The 18,286-nt window shown below is 62.2% G+C and carries 16 protein-coding genes and 2 pseudogenes; 7 read left to right on the forward strand and 11 right to left on the reverse strand.

Translation table 11 applies throughout. The annotated features are described in order from the left end of the window. Nucleotides 1–657 precede the first annotated feature (657 nt). Nucleotides 658–1,263 (reverse strand): YdeI/OmpD-associated family protein, encoded by a 606-nt coding sequence (locus BLV07_RS29075; protein WP_091892827.1) that lies wholly within the window; start codon nt 1,261–1,263, stop codon nt 658–660. A 396-nt stretch (nt 1,264–1,659) separates the two neighbouring features. Between BLV07_RS29075 and BLV07_RS29080 the strand changes: the two genes are divergently transcribed. From BLV07_RS29080 to BLV07_RS29110, 7 genes and pseudogenes are all read left to right on the forward strand, one after another. Further along, nucleotides 1,660–2,631: an ABC transporter substrate-binding protein gene (locus BLV07_RS29080; protein ID WP_176945827.1), complete on the forward strand. Its 972-nt coding sequence runs from the start codon at nt 1,660–1,662 to the stop codon at nt 2,629–2,631. A gap of 210 nt (nt 2,632–2,841) precedes the next feature. After that, nucleotides 2,842–3,333 carry a cupin domain-containing protein gene (locus BLV07_RS29085; RefSeq protein ID WP_091892832.1) on the forward strand — a complete coding sequence of 164 codons (492 nt, stop codon included), beginning with the start codon at nt 2,842–2,844 and terminating at the stop codon, nt 3,331–3,333. Between the two features lie 320 nt (nt 3,334–3,653). After that, nucleotides 3,654–4,223 carry a hypothetical protein gene (locus tag BLV07_RS47835; protein WP_176945828.1) on the forward strand — a complete coding sequence of 190 codons (570 nt, stop codon included), beginning with the start codon at nt 3,654–3,656 and terminating at the stop codon, nt 4,221–4,223. 93 nt (nt 4,224–4,316) lie between these two features. Further along, nucleotides 4,317–5,005: pseudogene (locus tag BLV07_RS29095) on the forward strand (response regulator transcription factor). A 291-nt stretch (nt 5,006–5,296) separates the two neighbouring features. Further along, complete coding sequence (locus BLV07_RS29100) at nt 5,297–6,619, forward strand: adenylate/guanylate cyclase domain-containing protein (RefSeq protein ID WP_091892833.1); 1,323 nt, start codon at nt 5,297–5,299, stop codon at nt 6,617–6,619. A 644-nt stretch (nt 6,620–7,263) separates the two neighbouring features. Then, a pseudogene (locus BLV07_RS29105) lies at nt 7,264–7,996 on the forward strand (Crp/Fnr family transcriptional regulator). Between the two features lie 86 nt (nt 7,997–8,082). Next, nucleotides 8,083–8,310, forward strand: coding sequence for a hypothetical protein (locus BLV07_RS29110; protein ID WP_143035518.1), 228 nt, complete (start codon nt 8,083–8,085; stop codon nt 8,308–8,310). Between the two features lie 66 nt (nt 8,311–8,376). Here the strand turns inward: BLV07_RS29110 and BLV07_RS29115 are convergent, their stop codons facing one another. From BLV07_RS29115 to lptF, 10 genes are all read right to left on the reverse strand, one after another. After that, nucleotides 8,377–8,565 (reverse strand): hypothetical protein, encoded by a 189-nt coding sequence (locus tag BLV07_RS29115; RefSeq protein ID WP_091892838.1) that lies wholly within the window; start codon nt 8,563–8,565, stop codon nt 8,377–8,379. Nucleotides 8,566–8,568: 3 nt separating this feature from the next. After that, the gene (locus BLV07_RS29120; RefSeq protein ID WP_091892996.1) at nt 8,569–8,760 is read right to left on the reverse strand and encodes a hypothetical protein; all 192 of its coding nucleotides are present in this window, start codon (nt 8,758–8,760) and stop codon (nt 8,569–8,571) included. Nucleotides 8,761–8,995: 235 nt separating this feature from the next. Beyond that, complete coding sequence (locus BLV07_RS29125) at nt 8,996–9,232, reverse strand: hypothetical protein (RefSeq protein WP_091892839.1); 237 nt, start codon at nt 9,230–9,232, stop codon at nt 8,996–8,998. 169 nt (nt 9,233–9,401) lie between these two features. Continuing rightward, entirely contained in the window at nt 9,402–10,460 is a 1,059-nt protein-coding gene (locus BLV07_RS29130) for an alcohol dehydrogenase (protein ID WP_091892841.1), read from the reverse strand. 93 nt (nt 10,461–10,553) lie between these two features. After that, nucleotides 10,554–11,411, reverse strand: coding sequence for a 16S rRNA (adenine(1518)-N(6)/adenine(1519)-N(6))-dimethyltransferase RsmA (gene rsmA / locus BLV07_RS29135; protein WP_091892843.1), 858 nt, complete (start codon nt 11,409–11,411; stop codon nt 10,554–10,556). Next, on the reverse strand, nt 11,411–12,436 hold the full coding sequence (gene pdxA, locus BLV07_RS29140) for a 4-hydroxythreonine-4-phosphate dehydrogenase PdxA (RefSeq protein WP_091892845.1): 1,026 nt from the start codon (nt 12,434–12,436) through the stop codon (nt 11,411–11,413). Before pdxA ends, rsmA begins: the two co-directional genes overlap by 1 nt. Then, a complete protein-coding gene (locus BLV07_RS29145) occupies nt 12,436–13,362 on the reverse strand; it encodes a SurA N-terminal domain-containing protein (protein WP_176945829.1) in 927 nt (308 codons plus the stop codon). The genes pdxA and BLV07_RS29145 overlap by 1 nt, the downstream gene beginning before the upstream one ends. A 66-nt stretch (nt 13,363–13,428) precedes the next feature. Continuing rightward, nucleotides 13,429–15,915: an LPS-assembly protein LptD gene (locus tag BLV07_RS29150; RefSeq protein WP_176945830.1), complete on the reverse strand. Its 2,487-nt coding sequence runs from the start codon at nt 15,913–15,915 to the stop codon at nt 13,429–13,431. Continuing rightward, nucleotides 15,915–17,012 carry an LPS export ABC transporter permease LptG gene (lptG, locus tag BLV07_RS29155; RefSeq protein WP_091892851.1) on the reverse strand — a complete coding sequence of 366 codons (1,098 nt, stop codon included), beginning with the start codon at nt 17,010–17,012 and terminating at the stop codon, nt 15,915–15,917. Before lptG ends, BLV07_RS29150 begins: the two co-directional genes overlap by 1 nt. Further along, nucleotides 17,009–18,178, reverse strand: a complete 1,170-nt coding sequence (lptF, locus tag BLV07_RS29160) for an LPS export ABC transporter permease LptF (protein WP_091892853.1) — start codon at nt 18,176–18,178, stop codon at nt 17,009–17,011. The genes lptG and lptF overlap by 4 nt, the downstream gene beginning before the upstream one ends. Between the last annotated feature and the right edge of the window lie 108 nt (nt 18,179–18,286).

An 18,286-nucleotide genomic window follows, 5' to 3' on the forward strand; every position in this document is an offset into this window, starting at 1 on the left:
CTTGACGGAGGCCTCCAATGCTTGCAGCAATCAAATGGAACTCCCGACATAGTGCTCGCGAATGGGTAATGATGGCTGTGGCGCTTGTCGTCCGCACACAGGCAAACCGGCAGAACGGCGAAAGGAAGCAAAAGCAGCCACTCTGGAAGCAGTTCGACGACACCCATCATTGGGACTCAACCGCGGAGGAATGGGTCCCCAACCAAGACCGACCGACTTCCTAAATACCTGCGAACGACGGGGGTGTCGGGCAGGGCGATGGAATTTCTGTCAGCAAGACTGGCGGGATATCCAATCGGCGAGTCCAACGATTGGGGACCGACTGCTTGCCAGTCTGATCGGACGAGTGGCTTACCCCATCCACGCGTGCATCGCATGGTCGGTCCCGACGAATCCTTTGGCTTGGCCTCCCAGCAATTGCTTTGAGCCCGGCTGCAGTTCCCGTCGCGTTCTGCAGTGGCGTTACCCTGTCCTAGCCAACATGATCCACGAACGGTTGATGTCGGATAATGGCCCCGTGGCCGCTCAATCAGACGCCGCGATGTCTGCCTCTGGGAGATGAGCCGACCGTCTCCGGTAAGCTCCCGAGGGCGGCCTTTGACCCCGAGCGGACCTCCGCCAACCTCCAGTGCGTTCATTCTCCGCTCCGCTGCTCGGTCAGGCCCTTGGAGCCCCCTTACTTTTGGTTGGATGAATGGTTTCGCCCCGGGCGAGCATTTCTACAAACTCGCGAATTCGCTTATTCCGCGTTTCGGGGCGCTTGGCATCGTTCACGCGATAGACGAAGGCGAACCTGTTGGCACGGTCGAGCGTCGCAAACGCCCGTTCTGCTTCCGAATTTGCAGCCAGCGCAGCCAGGAAATCGGACGGAGGTTCGGCTTTGCCCTGGGATTGATACGCCGCGCTCCAGCGACCATCGGCTTTGGCTTTCTGGACCTCGCTCAACCCGGCAGGTTGCATGCGCCCTTCGCGAATAAGACGCTCCGCTGTATCCCTGTTGATTGCGGACCATCGGCTCGCACTTCGCCGCGGCGTCATTCTCACTAAATAGTAATGCTCATCAAACTTCCCAAGCTGACCATCGATCCATCCGTGACATAAAGCGGCTTCGATGGCCTGCGCCTTGGTGATGGTTGCTTCTGGTGCGCCGGCTTTAGCGAGCTTAAGCCAAAAGCCGCTCTCGCTTCCCTCGTGTGCCGACAGATAGGCTTCGATGGATGGCAGGTCCGCAAATGATATGATCGGACCCTTTACATTGGTCATGCATCCTCCTCGCATGGGCGGTTAAACGATTCCCTATGGATACGGGCCGTTCCGCGCTTGTATAGCCGGCATGCGGACTAGTCACTAACACCAGATTGAAGTTGCGAAGCCGCCTCCGGGTGGCCTTTGATTTTGCAATAAGTGCTGACGGTTGATGTCCGATTCTGGCCCGATGCTGCCTGGCTCGAAGCCCGTGCAAACCTCGGCTGACGAACGTAGACCGGATGCGGTTTTCAGGAAGGCAGACCGCCGACTTTGATCCATCTCGGACATTGGGACGCAGCTTCGGAGATCCGATTATTTGCTCATTCTCACTCGCTGTCTCGCCGCAAAGTGCTAGGCTTTGGACATGGACGGGCGTTTCCTCCGTGGTGCTCAATGAGACGGCGCGAGTTCATGGGGCTGATCGTCGGCGCGGCAGCGACGTGGCCGCTCGGCGTGCGTGCGCAGCAACCGGCAAGGTCGGTCTACCGGGTAGGGTATCTCGCGATCGCGTCACGCGAGCAAACATTTCGCAATGTTAGAGCCTTCGAAGCGGGCCTGCGGAGCCTTGGCTACCGCGTCGGCGAGAATGTCGTCATCGAGTACCGCTTTGCCGACGGAGACATGGGGCGGCTGGCGGCGCTTGCCACAGAGGTGGCCGGGCTCGGCGTGGACGTCATCGTTTCCGGAAACAATGTGACCACGGTTGCCGCCATGAAGGCGACCAGGACGATCCCGATCGTGATGGCCAACAGTGCCGAGCCGGTCAGTGCCGGACTTGTCGCCAGTCTGGCGCGCCCGGGTGGCAACGTCACCGGGTTCAGCTCGGAGCCCGGCGATGAGATCAACGGCAAGCGGCTCGAATTTCTGAAGGACATTCTGCCGAACCTCTCGCGTGTTGGCATTCTGTGGAATCCGGACTTTGCGCCCAATCAGGACCGGCTGACGTCGCTGCGGGAAGCTGCCCAAGCGCTGGCGTTGACTCTTGTCCCGGCCGAGGCGGGCGGGCCGGACATACTTGAACAAGCGTTTGCGACAATGGTGAGAGAACGCGCGCAGGTGCTTCTCGTGCTGAGCGATGGGGTGCTGTTCAACCATCGCGGCCTGATTGGCGTCATGGCCGTCAGAGATCGGCTGCCTGCAATCTCTGCCGTGAGAGAATACGCCGAAGCGGGCTTCCTCTTGAGCTACGGGATTGACTTGCCAGATCAGTTTCGCCGGTCTGCGACCTTTGTCGACAAGATTTTTAGGGGTGCGAAACCTGGCGACCTGCCAGTCGAACGGCCGACCAAGTACGAACTTGTCATAAACCTCCAGACCGCCAAAGCACTCGGCATCAACGTGCCACCGACCGTGCTGACGTGGGCCGATGTAGTGATCGAATAGGCACCATGACGTCGCTGATTGGCCCCTTGGCCGAACTGCTTATAAGCCGCCGCAACGCCGGTCTCGGAGGAGAACCGGACTTGACGAGCTGTGCGGTCGGACCGCTGTTTGTGACCCAAAGCCGTCTTGGCCATGGGCGTCGCTCGTGGTGCAGCGTTCTGCTATTGTAGCTTTTGCTCATTGTTGAATATCGGCCAATGGAGCACGCGAATGCCAAACAGCGAGGAGATCGAGGCGAAGTCGAACAACCCGGTGCCGCAGGGCTATGTGCTTGGTGCCAGCGAGGGTGAACACCTGATCCATTTTCGTGATGGCGGCAACATCTTCATCATGGTCGACCCCGTAACGGGATCCAACAATTTCGGCCTTGGCACGCAGCAGTTACCCAAGGGTTCAGGCATTCCGGTTCACCGACACCTCGACAGAGACGAAGCCTTCTACGTTCTGGAAGGCAGTGGCACGGTTACACTCAATGATGTGAGTCACTCTTGCGAAAGAGGTGGAACGATTTTCATACCCAAGAACACGTGGCATGGCTTCAGTAGTCCAGATCAGCAACTGGTTCTGCTGTGGGTCATGGTGCCGCCAGGTCTCGACGGTTTCTTTCGCGAAACCTGCAGCCGACCCGGCGAACCTCGAAAGGAATTGACGCGGGAGCAGATCAACGCGATTGCTCTCAAATATGGGCAAGAATTCAGGTAGGCGGGCTCAAACATTTACTCACAGGAGCTAAGACGTCCCTAGCCGACGTGCCTATTTTGTTTGGCTGCTCATTTCAGGTGGAGAGCTGACTAAGCGCGGATGGGTCGGCGAAGTTGCCTTTTGACCCCTTGGCGGACATGGGATCAAACCAGCGATTGCCACTAACCGGGGCCAATTTTATCCTCGTTAGTAACACTAACTTGGGTGTCAGAATCTGTCACATTAGTCATTGGACTTTTCAGAAATAATTTCGGCCCCTCATTGTTGTTCTTCCTGCGACAGGCGTTCTCGCTGTCGCGTCAACAACGGAGGATTCTTCGATGAGCAACAAGTTGTTTGGTTACCTCATCGCAGGTGCGCTCGCCTCCGCGCTCGCCATTGCCTCGCCGGCCCTCGCCCAGCGCGGCGGTGGCGGCGGTGGCGGGCATGGCATCGGCGGCGGTGGCGGCTTCGGTGGCGGGCATGCTATCGGCGGCGGTGGCGGCTTCGGTGGCGGGCGTGCTATCGGCGGCGGCGGCGGCGGCTTCGGTGGTGGGCGTGCTATCGGTGGTGGCTTCGGCGGCGCCCGCTTCGGCGGCGCGGGCCTAGGCCCGCGCACCGGACCCATGATAGGCCCGCATTTCGGCGGCGCCCGCTTCGCGGGTACGGGCCTAGGCCCGCACACCGGACCCATGATCGGTCCGCATTTCGGCGGCGCCCGCTTCTTTGCGTCGCGTGCTGCGTTCACGCCTCGCTTCCATCACCGCTTCTTCCATCATCGCTTCCACCGCTTTGCGTTCATCGGCGTGCCTTTCGCCTACGCCGCCTATAACTATGACGATTGCTGGCGCAGAGTGTGGACGCGATATGGACTGCAGTGGATCAACGTCTGCTACGACTACGGCTACTAAACGCTCGCGAACCCACATCATTGTGATGATCGCCACTGGGTACTTTCTGGCGCAGAGAAGCTGAATAGGCTGGGCGATCGTCGGAGAACGGCCATGACGGGTGGCTACCGCCGCATTCTGGTCGTCGAGGACGATCCGGAAACCGCCGGTGAGCTCAAGGACCAGCTCACGATCAGCGGATACCAGGTTGATTTGGCTTCCAGCGGCAGCGAAGCGCTGAGCCACGGTGCGGCACACAACTATGCCGTGATCACGATCGACCGCATGCTTCCCGACATCGATGGCATTGCGGTGATGTGCCAGTTGCGCGACGGTGGCGTTGCCGCGCCCTTCCTGATCATCAGCGCGCTCGGAGAAGTCGACGACAAGGTTCGTGGCCTGCGGGCCGGCGGCGACGACTATCTGGTCAAGCCTTTCTCCTTCCTCGAGTTGTTGGCGCGACTGGAAGCGCTTGGCCGGCGCAGCGACGCCATCGCCGAGGAGGCGATCCTGCGCGTCGGCGATCTCACAATCGACCTGATCTCGCGGACCGTCAGCCGGCGCGGCAAGGAGATTCTCCTTCTGCCCAAGGAATTCCAGATTATCAATATCTGGTGCGCAACGAAGACCGCATCGTGTCGCGGGCGATGGTGCTGCAGCACGTCTGGGATCTTCATTTCGATCCATCGAATATCATTGATGTCTATGTCGGACGGTTGCGCCGCAAGGTGGACGACCAGCAAGCCTATCCGCTGATCCATACGATTCGCGGTGTCGGATGCTGTCTCCGTGCTCCTAGCTAAGACGCTCAGCTCAACGACTTTCAAGCAGGCGCTGATCGCGATCGGCGAGAGATTGAGGTCCTGGTGCCTCCACCCCTGCTCGCCAGCGCCGACGAGCTGATCGAATATAACGTAGTTTGCTGCGATGCATGAGTCAGGAAGTGGCCCGAAGGCGACTTTGCGCTGCCCCTCGAAAGAGGCTTGAAGCGCAGTCGCGGGGCGTTTCGCTCGTTTAGGCGATGCCAAAACCATGAGCCGGACCGGCCATTTCGTGATAAGAAAGGCCGTGAAGACCTTTGAGTGGGCTCGGCAATGAGTGATTTCGAATTGCCTGTGACGCGCTATGCCATGAGCGGCGATGTAAGCATCGCATACCAAACGATGGGCGATGGACCGATTGATGTCATCATCGTTCCCGGTATGGTGTCGCATGTCGAGTTCATGCATGAATCGCCGGGATATACAGCGTCCCTGCGTCGCCTGTCCGGTTTCGCCCGTGTCGTAACATTCGACAAGCGAGGGCAGGGATTGTCCGACAGGGCGCCAGGCGCACCTTCGCTCGAACAGCGAATGGATGATGTTCGGGCCATCATGGATGACATCGGCTCGAAACGGGCGGCGCTCTTGGGTATTTCCGAGGGTTCAGCCATGAGTATCATGTTCGCCGCGACATACCCTGAGCGCGTCTCCCACCTAGTTTTGTATTCCGGGTTCGCAAGCTCTCCTGCCCAAAGGATGAACAATTATGAAGAGATAGTGTCCGAGCGCGCCAAAGCTTGGGGGACCGGCATGCTGATCAAGGTCATCAATCCAAGTCGTGCATGTGACCCAAAGGCGGTTAGCCACTTTGCCAAGTTTGAAAGGCTATCTGCAAGTCCGGGGGCATATAGGTCGCTGGCGTTAATGAACGCATCCATTGATGTCAGGCCCATACTGTCAGCGGTACGAGTTCCTACGTTGGTGCTTCACCGACGAACGGACACTTTGGTTCCAGTCGAAATAGGTCGGGATCTCGCAAAGCAAATTCCCGGTGCCAAATACATTGAATACCCTGACGGCGATCACATGATGACGTTTGGTGATGTCGAAACCTTGTTGGGAGATGTCGAAGAGTTCATCACCGGACACCGCGAAATTCCATCAACCGATATTGAGCGTGTTTTAGCGACGGTTCTTTTCACGGACATCGTGGAGTCCACACGTCGCGCCGCCGATATGGGTGACCAAAGATGGACCCACTTACTGAATATCCACGATCAGCTGGCAAAAGACTTGGTCGAAAAGCACAGGGGTACGCTGATCAAAACGACCGGCGATGGCATTCTCGCGACATTTGATGGACCCGGTCGTGCTGTTAGGTGTGCGCTTGCGCTTGGGACCGCTTCCAAACAAATCGGTTTGCTGTTGCGTGAGGGTCTGCACACCGGTGAAATCGAAATAAGGGACCGGGATATTAGCGGTATTGCTGTGCATGTGGCGGCTCGTATCATGGCGCAATCCAGAGCTGACGAGATCCTTGTCTCGAGGGTCGTGACCGACCTTGTGGCTGGCGCTGGCTTGAAATTCTTTGATCGCGGATCGCACGAGCTTAAGGGCATTCCGGGACGATGGGATCTCTTTGCGGCGAGCCTGTAGATCGGGCTATGCCTGCTATTGGGCCCTTAGCTGAGATCGCTGCGGCTAGGCTTGAAGTCAGCTTGTGACCTGCGAGCAGACTTCGTCTAGCCCGTAGGATGGTTTTGAACGCTTGCGAAACCACGCCGTGGCGCCATTCCAGTTCTGGGCCTGCTCCGGCGTCGTTGCCGCCCATGTCAATGTCGCCAGGGACAGCGCCAGCGCGGCCAATGATGTGATGCTGATTCGACCGCGTTTCGCGCTTCGGCTCAGAGCCCTCGCTTCTTGCGACATTCCCGGTGCCCTTCTTGGCCGGGCACCGAGCGTCGCAAACGACATCTCACCAGCCTTCCACGGACGCGAGCAATGCGGGCAATTAGCATCGGCCCGGTTGCGTCCCCCTCAGCAATGGAACCACCATCACTGCGGGCGGGAACTTGTCAATGTTTCTCACCGGTAACCGACCGGAAATTTAGCTGACGCGAACAGGCGGCGGATGCGCATGAGAAGGTCGGGTCAGTTCGCTGAGTGATGGAGGGGAGGAAGCGATCGATCCGGTACCGTCGCAAACCGGTTAGCAACCCGTGCTTCCGATTTGCGTTCTAGTCCGCTGAATACAGCCCAGATGTATCATTTGATCGAACCGGTGCGATTTTGGCGGCCGCATGGATAAAGCCCACGACGTGCTGATCCGGAACCTGTGGGAGCACACCGCGCTGGCGGAGGAGGATGTCGCCGAAATCCGGACGCTCACCTTCACGGTTCGTGACTTTGTGCCGAACGAGGATTTCATCCGTCAAGGCGACGAACCCGAACATTCGGCGCTGGTCGTCTCCGGCATGGTCACCCGCTACCATCTGCTCGGCAGCGGGCGGCGGCAATATCTCGCGTTCCATCTCACCGGCGATCTTCCTGACGCGCAGGGCCTGTTCATTGATGAGATGGATCATGGGCTGAGTGCGCTGGGGCCGGCTTCGGTCGCCTTCATCCCGCATCGCGAATTGTTCGCCGCTTTCCGACGGCGGCCCACTTTCGGGTTTGCCGTCTGGCGCGAGACGCTGCTCGATGCCACGATCTTTCGCGAGGCCATCACCAACCAACAGCGCCCGTCCCATGCAGGCGCGCATGGCGCACCTGTTCTGCGAGCTATTCTATCGCGCCCGCGCCGCGCAGCTGGTCCGCGGCAATCGCTGCCGGATGCCGATCAGCCTGGCCCAGCTTGGCGAGACGCTGGGCATGGCGATTGCGACCGTGAACCGAACGCTTGCCGATCTCAGGCGGAGCGAAGCCATGGATCTGCGCGACGGTGAGCTGATCGTGCTGAAATGGCGCGAATTGCAGCGGCTCGGCGATTTCAACCCGGCCTATCTGCACCTGAGGCGTCAATCGGCATCGTGACGGCGTGTGCGCCTGTGCGAGGTCCAGCTCGAGCTGGGGAACAACTCTCTCCCGGGCACGTCATTCATGAAATGAGGGAGATGCCCATGAAAGCTCTCATCGCAGCGATCGCGTTTGCCGCCATGACCGGGTCCGCGATTGCCCAGAATATTGGGCCCGCTCCGCAGAGCGGCATGGAAAGGCCGGAGAACACCAACGGCGCCACTGAGAAAGGGGCGATGGATACCACCGGCATGAATGCAAATCAGGCAAAGCGGCCCGGCACGAAGGATATGTCCAAGGGAGAGAACAGGACCGACGACAAGAAAAAATAAGAGTGCCGGCGGCGTGGCCAACGCCTCCAAGGCGCCGGTCTTGCAATTGTATCACCTGCAGCAGTCTCACTCGCGCGCGCAGCAATCGACCAGCGCGCGCCAGATGCGTTCGATCTGTAATGTCCTTTGACGTTCGAAGACGGCATCGTCCTCCGCACGAGGCGGCGTTGCGGTCCGCGTGTCGCGCGGCTCAATCCAGCGCTCCGAGATGGGATCGTACCATCGGCCGGGAGTCGTCACGTCCAACACCTTCATCGTCTACCCCATGCGCCTGTTGCTGGTGTTCTGGATGAGGTTGCCATGCGCAGCCTGCTCACGAATGTTCTGCTTCTCGTCGTCGCGGCGACCCTTGGTGGTGTCGACGGGAACTGACGGTGCGCTGCCGGCGCCCTTGGGACTCCGGTTCTGCTCGGGAACGGGGCGCACCGTTTTCGTCAACGGCTTTGTCATGCGCATCGACTCCATCATTGCCTGATGTGAGATCAACGCAATTAACGTTCGCGACGTTCCAAATGGTGCCGTTACGTTCTAAAGCATTTTAAACGCGATAGAACTCTGTTCTCGGCCGGAGAACTACGGGCATCTGGCGCCGGCTGCGCGTGGCGGTCCGTTCAGGAGTGAACACATCTGCGACGGCGATCGGCGCCGCAGTCGCCGAGCGAAGACCATTGTCCATGCCGTGCTTCTATCCAAGCCGTGCTTTGCGTTCGTCCGGGGCGCAGCTTCGCGCGGCGTGCTCGCGGTAGAGGGCGATCGCCCTGTTGGCGAGCATCAACGGCCGGCGCTCGCCGGTCTTGAGCTGCGCCTCGATGGCATCGAGGATGACGTTTGCGGACTCATCCGGCGGACCGAGCTCGCCGCTCTTCTCCAGGAAGCTCCAGGCAATGAAGAATGCGTTCTCGACGGTGCAGCGAATGGTCATGCGCTGCCAACGCCGTGCAGCCGCGCCCGTTCCGCGCGCCGGGTCGTGTCCCGGACCAATACGTGTCAGCGGAACCCCGGCTTACGTTGGATTTCGGTTGATCGCGCCATGGACGCGACGGCGACGGCGTTGGTTACGCCGGCGCGCGTTTCGCGGATTTCAGCGCATCTCAGTTCTTGAGCACGATGCGACCGACCACCTTGCCGGCGCGCAACTCATCGATCCATTTCTGGACGTCGCCCATCGGCTCCTCGCGCATCGGCGTCGGCTTGATCTTGCCGGCGCGTGCCAGCGCCATCAGCTCCTGGGCTTCCGCGAGGGTGCCGACCATGAAGCCCTCGATGGTCATGCGCTTGTAGACCCATTGCACCATCGGCAGCGTGAACTGGCCGCCCATCAGGCCGGAGACCACGATCTTGCCGCCGCGTGCGGCGACCGCGACGGCAAACGCCATCGACTTCTCGTTGCCGGCGAAATCGACGATCTCGTCGAAGCCGCCCTCGGTCTCCTTGAGGATGCGCTTGATCACGTCAGGCTCGGCCGGATCGTAGGCGCTCGCGGCGCCGTTCTTCAGCGCGGTCTCGCGCGCGGCCGATGAGAGGTCGGCGACCGTAATCGGCTGCTTGAACATCGCCTGCGCGAACGACAGGCCCATCATGCCGACGCCGCCGAGCCCGATCAGCAGGAGGTTGCGCTGGCGTGGACGGTCGACCAGACGCTTGAGCGCGCCGTAGGCGGTCACGCCGGAGCACATCAAGGTCGCGGCCTGATTGACGGGCAGGGGATCGTAATCGAGCAGATATTTGGCGTCGGGCACCAGCACATGGGTAGCAAAGCCGCCGTCGATGGAGACGCCGAGGAAGCGCTGCTTGACGCAGAGATTCTCGTCGCCGTTCTGGCAGTCGCGGCACTGGCCGCAGCCGATCCACGGAAACACCGCCTTCTTCGCGCCGACGAGTCCGGCGGGAACGTCAGGGCCGACTTCATCGACGACGCCGGCGATCTCATGGCCGAGCGTGAAGGGCAGCGTCATGCCGCGCGTGGTGTCGAGCTTCTTGCCGCCGCCGAGATCGGCGTAGCCGTCCTGGATGTGCAGGTCGGAGTGGCAGAGGCCGCAGCGCTCGATGCGCAGCAGCACCTCGCGACCTTGCGGCTTGGGCGTGTCGACGATGGTCTCGCACAACGGCGCGTCGAACTTGACCAGGGACTGCCTGCGCATCAGCGCCATATTCTTTCCTCCGAAATTATCTCATTGATTGAGCATGATCTGTTTCGGAAAACCGCTTCACACTTTGCGCTAGCGCGGCCCTTCAGGTCCGGATCATGCTTCTTCGCTTCGTATATTGGCCAATTCACAGGCCATGGCAACAAAACCCGCAATCGGAATGGTCTCCGCGCGACGGGTCGCATCGACGCCGGCAGCTTGCGCGAGCCGCGCGGGATCGACGCCCAGAGATTTCAGGCTTTGCCGCAGCATCTTGCGGCGCTGGCCGAAAGCTGCGGCTGCGACCTGCTCGAGCAGCCTGCGATCGCAGGCCAGAGGTTCTGCGCGCGGCTTCAGCCGCACCACGGAGGAGGTGACCTTCGGCGGCGGCACGAAGGCGGAGGGCGAAATGTCGAACAGGATCTTGGTCTCGCAGCGCCAGTTGGCGAGCACGCCGAGCCGGCCATAGGCCTCCTCGTCCTCATGCGCGACGATGCGCTCGCCGACCTCGCGCTGGAACATCAGCACCATCATCTCGTACCAGGGCGGCCAGGGCTCGATCGTGAGCCAATTGATCAGGAGCTGGGTCGCGATGTTGTAGGGCAGGTTGGCGACGATCTTTGCTCTTTCGCCATCGAGCAGCGGATGCGGGTCGAAGGTCATGGCATCGCCATGCACGATCTCGAGCCGGCCGGGATAACGCGCGGCGATATCCCGTAGCGCCGGGATCGCGCGATCGTCATGCTCGATGGCGATGACGCGCCTCGCGCCGAGCGCGAGCAAAGCGCGCGTCAGCCCGCCCGGGCCGGGCCCGATCTCGACGATGGTGGCATCCTCGAGCGGCGCGGCGGCGCGCGCGATGCGCGCGGTGAGATTGAGGTCGAGCAGAAAGTTCTGGCCGAGCGATTTGCGGGCCGACAGCGCATGCTGGCGGATGACCTCGCGCAGCGGCGGGAGGTCGTCGATCGCGCTCATCAGAGGTTTTCAGCCGCCATGCGGCTGGCGAGCCGAAGCGCCGCGATCAGGCTCGCCGGATTGGCCTTGCCGGTGCCGGCGATGTCGAAGGCGGTGCCGTGATCGGGCGAGGTGCGGATGAAGGGCAGGCCGAGCGTGACGTTGACGGCGTCGTCGAAAGCGACCGTCTTGATCGGGATCAGCGCCTGGTCGTGATACATGCAGACCGCGCAGTCATAGGTCTGTCGCGCAGCCTCGTGAAACATGGTGTCGGCAGGCAGCGGGCCCTTGGCCTCGATGCCGTCGTTGCGCAGCGCTTTCAGCGCCGGCGCGATGATGGTCTGCTCCTCGTGGCCGAGCGAGCCGTCCTCGCCGGCATGCGGATTGAGGCCGGAGACCGCGATGCGCGGCGCCGTGATGCCGAAGCGGGATTTGAGCTCGGTCGCGACGATGCGAACGGTCGAGACGATCAGCTCGCTCGTGAGCTGGGCCAGCGCCTCGCGCAGCGAGACGTGAATGGTCACCGGCACCACGGCGAGCTGCGGCGACCACAGCATCATCACCGGCTGCGGGACGTGGCCGTCCGTCGCGGCGAGCTCGGCGAGGTATTCGGTGTGGCCGGGATGACGGAAGCCTGCGCGGTAGAGCACGCTCTTGGCGATGGGATTGGTGACGACGGCGCCGGCGCGGCCCTCGCGCACATCAGCGACCGCCTGGCGGATCGAGCCGAGCGCGGCCGGTGCGCTCGATGCGTCAGGCTTGCCGGGCTCGGCCGTGGCATGCTCGCCGGTGGCAACCACGGGCAGGGCCTCGGTGAAGGCGGCCTCGGCCTCGCCGGGGCTCACCGCGGCGATCCTGATGTCGGCGCCGAGCGCCTTGGCGCGCCGGGCGATCAACGCCTCGTCGCCGAGCAGGTAGAAGGCGGGCAGGTTCAGCTCACGGCGCCTGAGCCAGGCTGCGATGGTGATGTCGGGGCCGATGCCGGCGGGCTCTCCCAGGGTCAGGGCGAGGGGTTTTGCCGGGCGCGCTGCGGAAGGCTCGGCCATCAGCGGTTGCGATATTCGATCATCGCCGCCTTGCGGAGCTCTTCGAGATAGGCCTTCTGGGTCTTCTCGTACTTCTCCTGATACATCTTCTCGCGGACCTCGCGTTTCTTCGGCGTGTCGATCATGGTCGGCTTGCGCGAGCACAGCACCACCATCTCGATGCCGGCCTTGGTTACTTCGGGCGCGGTCAGATGGCCGATCGGCGTGTCGTCGAGCACCTTGCGCAGCGCCTCGGGTAGTTCCGCGGTGGTCTTGGTGATGCTGTCGCGGATGGTGGCGTTCGGCGTCGAGCGGAACAGCGAGTTGGCTTCCTCGCAGCTTCCGACGCGCGCGCGATAGCTGTCGGCTTCCTTCTTCCGTGTTTCAAGGAACGCCGCGGACGAGCCGCGCGGCACGATCAGCACGATCGGCTGCATCTTGTATTCGGTGCCCTCGATCTGGAGCTTCTCGCCACTCTGCGCCTGCACGGCCTGCGCGACGTCGCGCTCGCCGACGAGCAGCTTCTCCTTGTAGCGGCCGCGTACGAGGCTGGTCCAGACCATCTCGGACTTCATGCGGCTCTTCAGCGTCTCCGGGCGCACGCCCTTGGATTCGAGCGACTTGGTGAGCTGGTCCGGCGTGATGCGCATGCGCTGCGCCATGCCCTCATAGGATTGGTTGATGTCGGAGACGCCGGGATCGACCCCGTACTTCTTGCCTTCCTTCATCTTCACCTTGTCGTCGATCAGCTCGTTGATGACCTGCTCGCGGCTCGGCGCCTTCTGCGTCGTGAGCTGGTCGAGCTTCGAGCGCTGTTCGATGTCGAAATCGGTGATCGGATCGCCGTTGACCATGACCACGATGTTCTGCGCCCGCGCCGGCGCACCGACCAGGAACAGGGCGGCGAGGACGAGAAGGGGGCGGAAGATCGGCAACGGAATCGTCATGGTTATCGCTCGCATGTCAGCCGCGTCGAGCCTGTGGTGGCAAGCGCGGCCAGCACTTCAAACCGCTCACTGGAGGCCCGAGGAACCGCTGGTCGTCGACGAGGTCGCCAGCGTGCGCAGGCCGATCTGGAACATGAACGCGTGGCTCAGCACGGGCGGTGCACTGCCCGCGGAATAGCTATAGGAAGTTACATAGTTCGCCGCCAGCACGAAGCAATCGTCGACATAGCCGGCGCCGAGCACATACTGGTTGATCTTGTTGGCCTCCAGATCCCAGCGGGCCGAACCCGACACCACCCAATTGGAGGCGACCTTCAGCGAGCCTGTCGTAAGGATGCCCTCGCGGCGGGTCAGATAGCCGAGTTCCGGCTGCGCTGCGTAATTGCCGTACAGCACGGCGACCGACCAGCGATTGAAATTGGCGCGGCCTTCCGCCTCGAAACGCTGGACGTTCCAGGTCTGCTCGTCCATGCGGGAGCGGACGCTGAATGTATAGGTGCTGTTGGGTGAGTAGCTCGCGCTCGTGACGTAATCGGAACGCGGCTTGTCGAGACCGGAATTGAGGCCGGTATTGATGGTGTCCTGGACCGCGAAGGAGTTCAGGCCGAACAGGTGGTAGGACTGGCCGAACAGCACCTTGACGGCGCCGCCCTTGTCGAACTGCGTGGTGGACTGCACGCCGACATTGGCGCGGCCGCCGCCCTCGACGCGGTCGTAGCCGGAGAACTTGTCGACGCTGAACAGGTTCGATGCGTCGAATACCATGCTCTGGGCGTCCTCGTTCGGGAGCTTGCCGGCATAGGTCTCGTTCGGCCGGATGATGATCTGCGCGATCGGCTCGACGGTGGTCGAGCCCCAGGGCTGAATGTTGATGAAGGGATAGCGGTATTCCAGGCCAACGGTCGGCATCAGGCGGAAGGCCTGGGTGTCGCCGACGGGCAGGAAGTTCGACACGCCCGGCTGGTTGGAGACCGAGGAATTGATCGCGTCGGCGCGGAGGCTGGCGAACGGCGTCCAGATCTGGCCGAACGGATCGGTGAAGGACTTGCGCCACTGCGCTTCCGCGGTGAGGCGGGTGTAGGTGCCGGGGAAGCCGCGCAGCAGGCACTGCGAAGGCAGACGGGCCAGCGGATCGGCCGACGCCGTCGTGCACAGGCTGCTGGTGTTGGCGGTCGTCGTGATCGGATCGAACACCGACCCGTCACGCGACAGGTTCACGAAATTGGTCTTGTAGCTGAACTCGCCGCCGAAGACGGGATAGTTGAGCACGTTCGAGTAGTCGATCACCGGATAGACGATCGGCACCTGGCTCTGGTTGCCCGAATAGCTCAGCCAGTACATCGTGCGCGCATCGAAGAAGCTGCGATTGCCGACACCGGTCAGATAGAGCTGCGACAGCGCTTCCGTCGGCAGCAGCAGGAACGAGCCGAGCGGATCGCGGTACTGATAGAGCCGGTAGTCCGAGAAGAAATAGTAGTCGGACATCAGGACGCCGTCCCAACCCCAGACCCATTTGTCGTTCAGCGCGAACTGACCCTTGGTGTCGACGGCGCCGCGGAATTGGCGGTCACCGGGCTGCCCGGCGAACGCTCCCGGATCGAGCTGGTCGATGCCATAAGCGCGGATCTGGTAGGCGCCGTCGATCAGGCGCTGCCGGAATTCCCCCTGCAGCATCACGCCTTGCCGCGACATGAAGCGGGGCGTGATGGTTGCGTCCATGTCGGGCGCGATCGCCCAATAATAGGGAATTTCGGCGCCAAAGCCGGTGTTCGTCGTGCCCGGGAAATAGCCCGGCATCAGGAAGCCGGACTTGCGCTTCACGGTCGGGTCGGGCGTCGAGAAATAGGGCATGTAGGCGAGCGGCACGCCGAAGAATTCGAGCTGTGCCGTTTCGAAATACAGCATCTTCTCCTGCTGGTCGTGGATGATGCGCGCACCCTTGACCTGCCACAGCGGCGGCTTCTTCGGATCGTCCTTACACGGCGCGCAGGCGGTGTAGACGCCGTTCTCGAACACCGTGTAATTGCCGCTGGAGCGGTCGGCGCGGCTCGCGGCCATGCGGGTCTGATCGGCGGTGTCCACGCGCAGCGAATCGACGAAACCGTCGCGGTAATCGTCGGAGAGATCCATGATCTCGGCATAGGTGATCTTGCCGTCGGCATCCGTCATGCGGATGTTGCCTTCGGCATGAAGCCGCTTGGTCTTCTGGTCGTAGATGACCCTGTCGGCCTCGACGCTGGTGCCGTTGTAGAACAGCTGGACGTTACCGACCGCGGAGACGCGCGAGTTGTTGTAGTCGTAGTCGACCTCGGTCGCCTGCACCAGCATCTGGTTGTCGTTGGGAGCCCTCTGCGGCTTCGGACGCGGCGGCAGCGGATTATAGGTGTACTGGGCGGAGGCAGGCACCACTGCGGCAACGTCGATCAGCGCGCCGAGCGAGGCGGCAGCGGCGACAGCGAGCAGAAGCCTGCGGACGGACCAGCCGCATCCGTTCGCGCGCACCAATGTGCGCCGCGTCGAACGAGACACGAGCCCTCGGTGGACGGCAGTCACTATCCGTCCTCCTGATAGAGCAAGGCCAAAAAGCCGGTGAGGCCGCCCACCACAACGGGCAACCACGCCGCAGCGATCGGATGCATCAACTCAGCCTTGCTCAAGTCCTCAGTTACTTTCGACAGGACGTAGAGCAGAAAGCCCGCGCCCACGCCACTCAAAACCATCTTCTGCACGCCGCCCATCCGGAAGAAGCGCAACGACACGGAGGCCGCCAGCATCACCATGGCCGCCAGCAAAAACGGCTGTGCCAGAAGCTTCTGATACTGGAGTCGGTATCCTGCTGTCGCGAAGCCCGAGCTTTCGGAGGAGCGGATGTAGCTCGGTAGTTGCCAAAAGGACACAGTCTCGGGTGTGGAAAAGCTGTTGCGGACCTGCGCCTCGGTCAGCGTCGTCGGAATCTCGAGGCGGGCCTGATCGACCGGCGGGGAGTCCAGCGAGAAGCGTCGGACGTCCTTGAACAGCCAATGGCCGGCCTCCAGCGTCGCCTCGCGCGCCTCGATGCGTTCCTTGAAGTGCTGCTCTGTGTCAAACCGGAACAGCGTGAGGCCGGTGAGCCGGATGCCCTGCTGCTCGCTGCGCGCCGCATTGATGATGGTCTGGCCGTCGCTGGTCACCTGATTGAGCCAGAAGCCGGACGCATCCTGGATGCCGCCGCCGGGCGCCGAGCCGAACAGCTCCGCCTCCATGCGCTTGGAGAGTTCGCGCAAGTTGGCTGACATCGGATTGTAGGCGACGGTGGCGATCACTCCGATCAGCAGCGCGCTGCCGAGCGCCGGCGAGATGAACTGCCAGGCCGAGATGCCGGCGGCGCGCGCGACCACGAGCTCGAGCCGGCGGGAGAGCGCGAGATAGCAGGTCATGGCGCCGATCAGCATGCAGAACGGCGTCAGCTTCTCCAGCAGCTGCGGCACCCGGAATAGCGAGGTCTCGGCCACCATGATCGCCGAGGCGGATGCGAGGCCAGAGGTCTTGCGCACCATCTCGATATAGTCGACCAGCACCAGCAGCAGGAAGATGCTGGCGAACACGCCGAGCGCGGCGACCACGAAGCGGCCGGCGAAATAGCGCCCGAGTGTGTTGGTGAGCATGCTCATGCGGTGGCCGGCCGTCCGAACAGCCGCGCTATCCGCGCGTTCGATCTGTTGATGGCCTCCATCAGGCCGGGGGGCGGCTCGACCACGACGCCGCCTATGATCATCCAGAGCCCGACGCCGATCGCGCCCACGACCATCGCGTATTGCACCAGCACCGCGCCCGGCGATTTCACCGCCATCACGGAGCAGGCGAAGCCGGCCATGCGCAGGCCGAACACCGCGAGGATCGAGGAGCCGATCGAGAAATTGCGGCTCTGGCGGGTCGTGCGGGGCGCACCCAGGAACGCGAAGGTCAGCACGGCAAAGGCGAACGGATAGATCGGCGCCAAGATGCTGTCGTGCAGGGCCGAGCGGAACTGGCCGGGGATCTGCTTGTAGACGGGATCGTCCTCGGACGGCGAGAACAGCTCCCAGAGATAGCGTTCGCGGATGCCGAGGGTGACGTCGCGGCCCTGGCCGGAGAATTTCGACATGTCGAAGCCGTAGCGGCCGAACGCCACCAGCGCCGGATCGCGCTTGCCGGCCTCGAAGCGCTGGAGATTGCCCGTCTCCAGCACCAGGAACGATCCGGTGTCGTTCTTCACGACCTCGCCGTGCTCGGCGACGATCGAGACGCGCTCGTTCGGATCGCGGCGGTCGTCGATGAAGATGCCGGCGAGGATGCCGCCGGGCTGGCGCTCGCGGATCCGGATCGTCAGGTTCTTGTCGAGCTGGGCGAAGCGGCCGGGCTGAAGGATGTTGGTGAGCACGTCGGCTGTGATCTCGGCGTCCCACTGCTTGATCCGCCGCATGCCGTCGGGGGCGAGATAGGCCGCGATGAAGGCGACCAGCAGCGCCACCACGCAGGTCGCATAGAAGAACGGATAGAACAGACGGAATGGCGAGAAGCCCGCCGCATTCATCACGATGATCTCGGAATCGGTCGCCAGCTTGTTCAGCGTGTGCGAGATCGCGATCATCAACGCGATCGGCGAGATGATCAGGACCAGGGCCGGGATGACGAGGCTGGTGATGCCGAGGAAGGTGAGGATGGTCTGACCCTGGCTCGTCATCAGGTCGATGCCGCGCAACGCCTGCGTAATCCAGATCACGCCGGTGAGGCTGACCAGGACCAGCGCAAACGACGCCAGCGTCGTGCGGAAGATATACCTATCGATCGACCCCATGCGCTACTGCACGAATCCCACCAAGACCCCAATGCCGGCGGCCCGCCCCAATCCCGCAACGGGATCCCCAAGGGACGGCCAGCCATCGGTTCCGCCAGCTTACTCTCT

Origin of the sequence: Bradyrhizobium sp. Rc2d (assembly GCF_900099855.1) — a bacterium.
Taxonomy (GTDB): domain Bacteria; phylum Pseudomonadota; class Alphaproteobacteria; order Rhizobiales; family Xanthobacteraceae; genus Bradyrhizobium.

Coding starts and splice junctions, on each gene's coding strand:
- BLV07_RS29075 (WP_091892827.1), bottom strand. CDS start 1,263: ATGACCAATGTAAAGGGTCCGATCATATCATTTGCGGACCTGCCATCC.
- BLV07_RS29080 (WP_176945827.1), top strand. CDS start 1,660: ATGGGGCTGATCGTCGGCGCGGCAGCGACGTGGCCGCTCGGCGTGCGT.
- BLV07_RS29085 (WP_091892832.1), top strand. CDS start 2,842: ATGCCAAACAGCGAGGAGATCGAGGCGAAGTCGAACAACCCGGTGCCG.
- BLV07_RS47835 (WP_176945828.1), top strand. CDS start 3,654: ATGAGCAACAAGTTGTTTGGTTACCTCATCGCAGGTGCGCTCGCCTCC.
- BLV07_RS29100 (WP_091892833.1), top strand. CDS start 5,297: ATGAGTGATTTCGAATTGCCTGTGACGCGCTATGCCATGAGCGGCGAT.
- BLV07_RS29110 (WP_143035518.1), top strand. CDS start 8,083: ATGAAAGCTCTCATCGCAGCGATCGCGTTTGCCGCCATGACCGGGTCC.
- BLV07_RS29115 (WP_091892838.1), bottom strand. CDS start 8,565: ATGAAGGTGTTGGACGTGACGACTCCCGGCCGATGGTACGATCCCATC.
- BLV07_RS29120 (WP_091892996.1), bottom strand. CDS start 8,760: ATGACAAAGCCGTTGACGAAAACGGTGCGCCCCGTTCCCGAGCAGAAC.
- BLV07_RS29125 (WP_091892839.1), bottom strand. CDS start 9,232: ATGACCATTCGCTGCACCGTCGAGAACGCATTCTTCATTGCCTGGAGC.
- BLV07_RS29130 (WP_091892841.1), bottom strand. CDS start 10,460: ATGGCGCTGATGCGCAGGCAGTCCCTGGTCAAGTTCGACGCGCCGTTG.
- rsmA (WP_091892843.1), bottom strand. CDS start 11,411: ATGAGCGCGATCGACGACCTCCCGCCGCTGCGCGAGGTCATCCGCCAG.
- pdxA (WP_091892845.1), bottom strand. CDS start 12,436: ATGGCCGAGCCTTCCGCAGCGCGCCCGGCAAAACCCCTCGCCCTGACC.
- BLV07_RS29145 (WP_176945829.1), bottom strand. CDS start 13,362: ATGACGATTCCGTTGCCGATCTTCCGCCCCCTTCTCGTCCTCGCCGCC.
- lptG (WP_091892851.1), bottom strand. CDS start 17,012: ATGAGCATGCTCACCAACACACTCGGGCGCTATTTCGCCGGCCGCTTC.
- lptF (WP_091892853.1), bottom strand. CDS start 18,178: ATGGGGTCGATCGATAGGTATATCTTCCGCACGACGCTGGCGTCGTTT.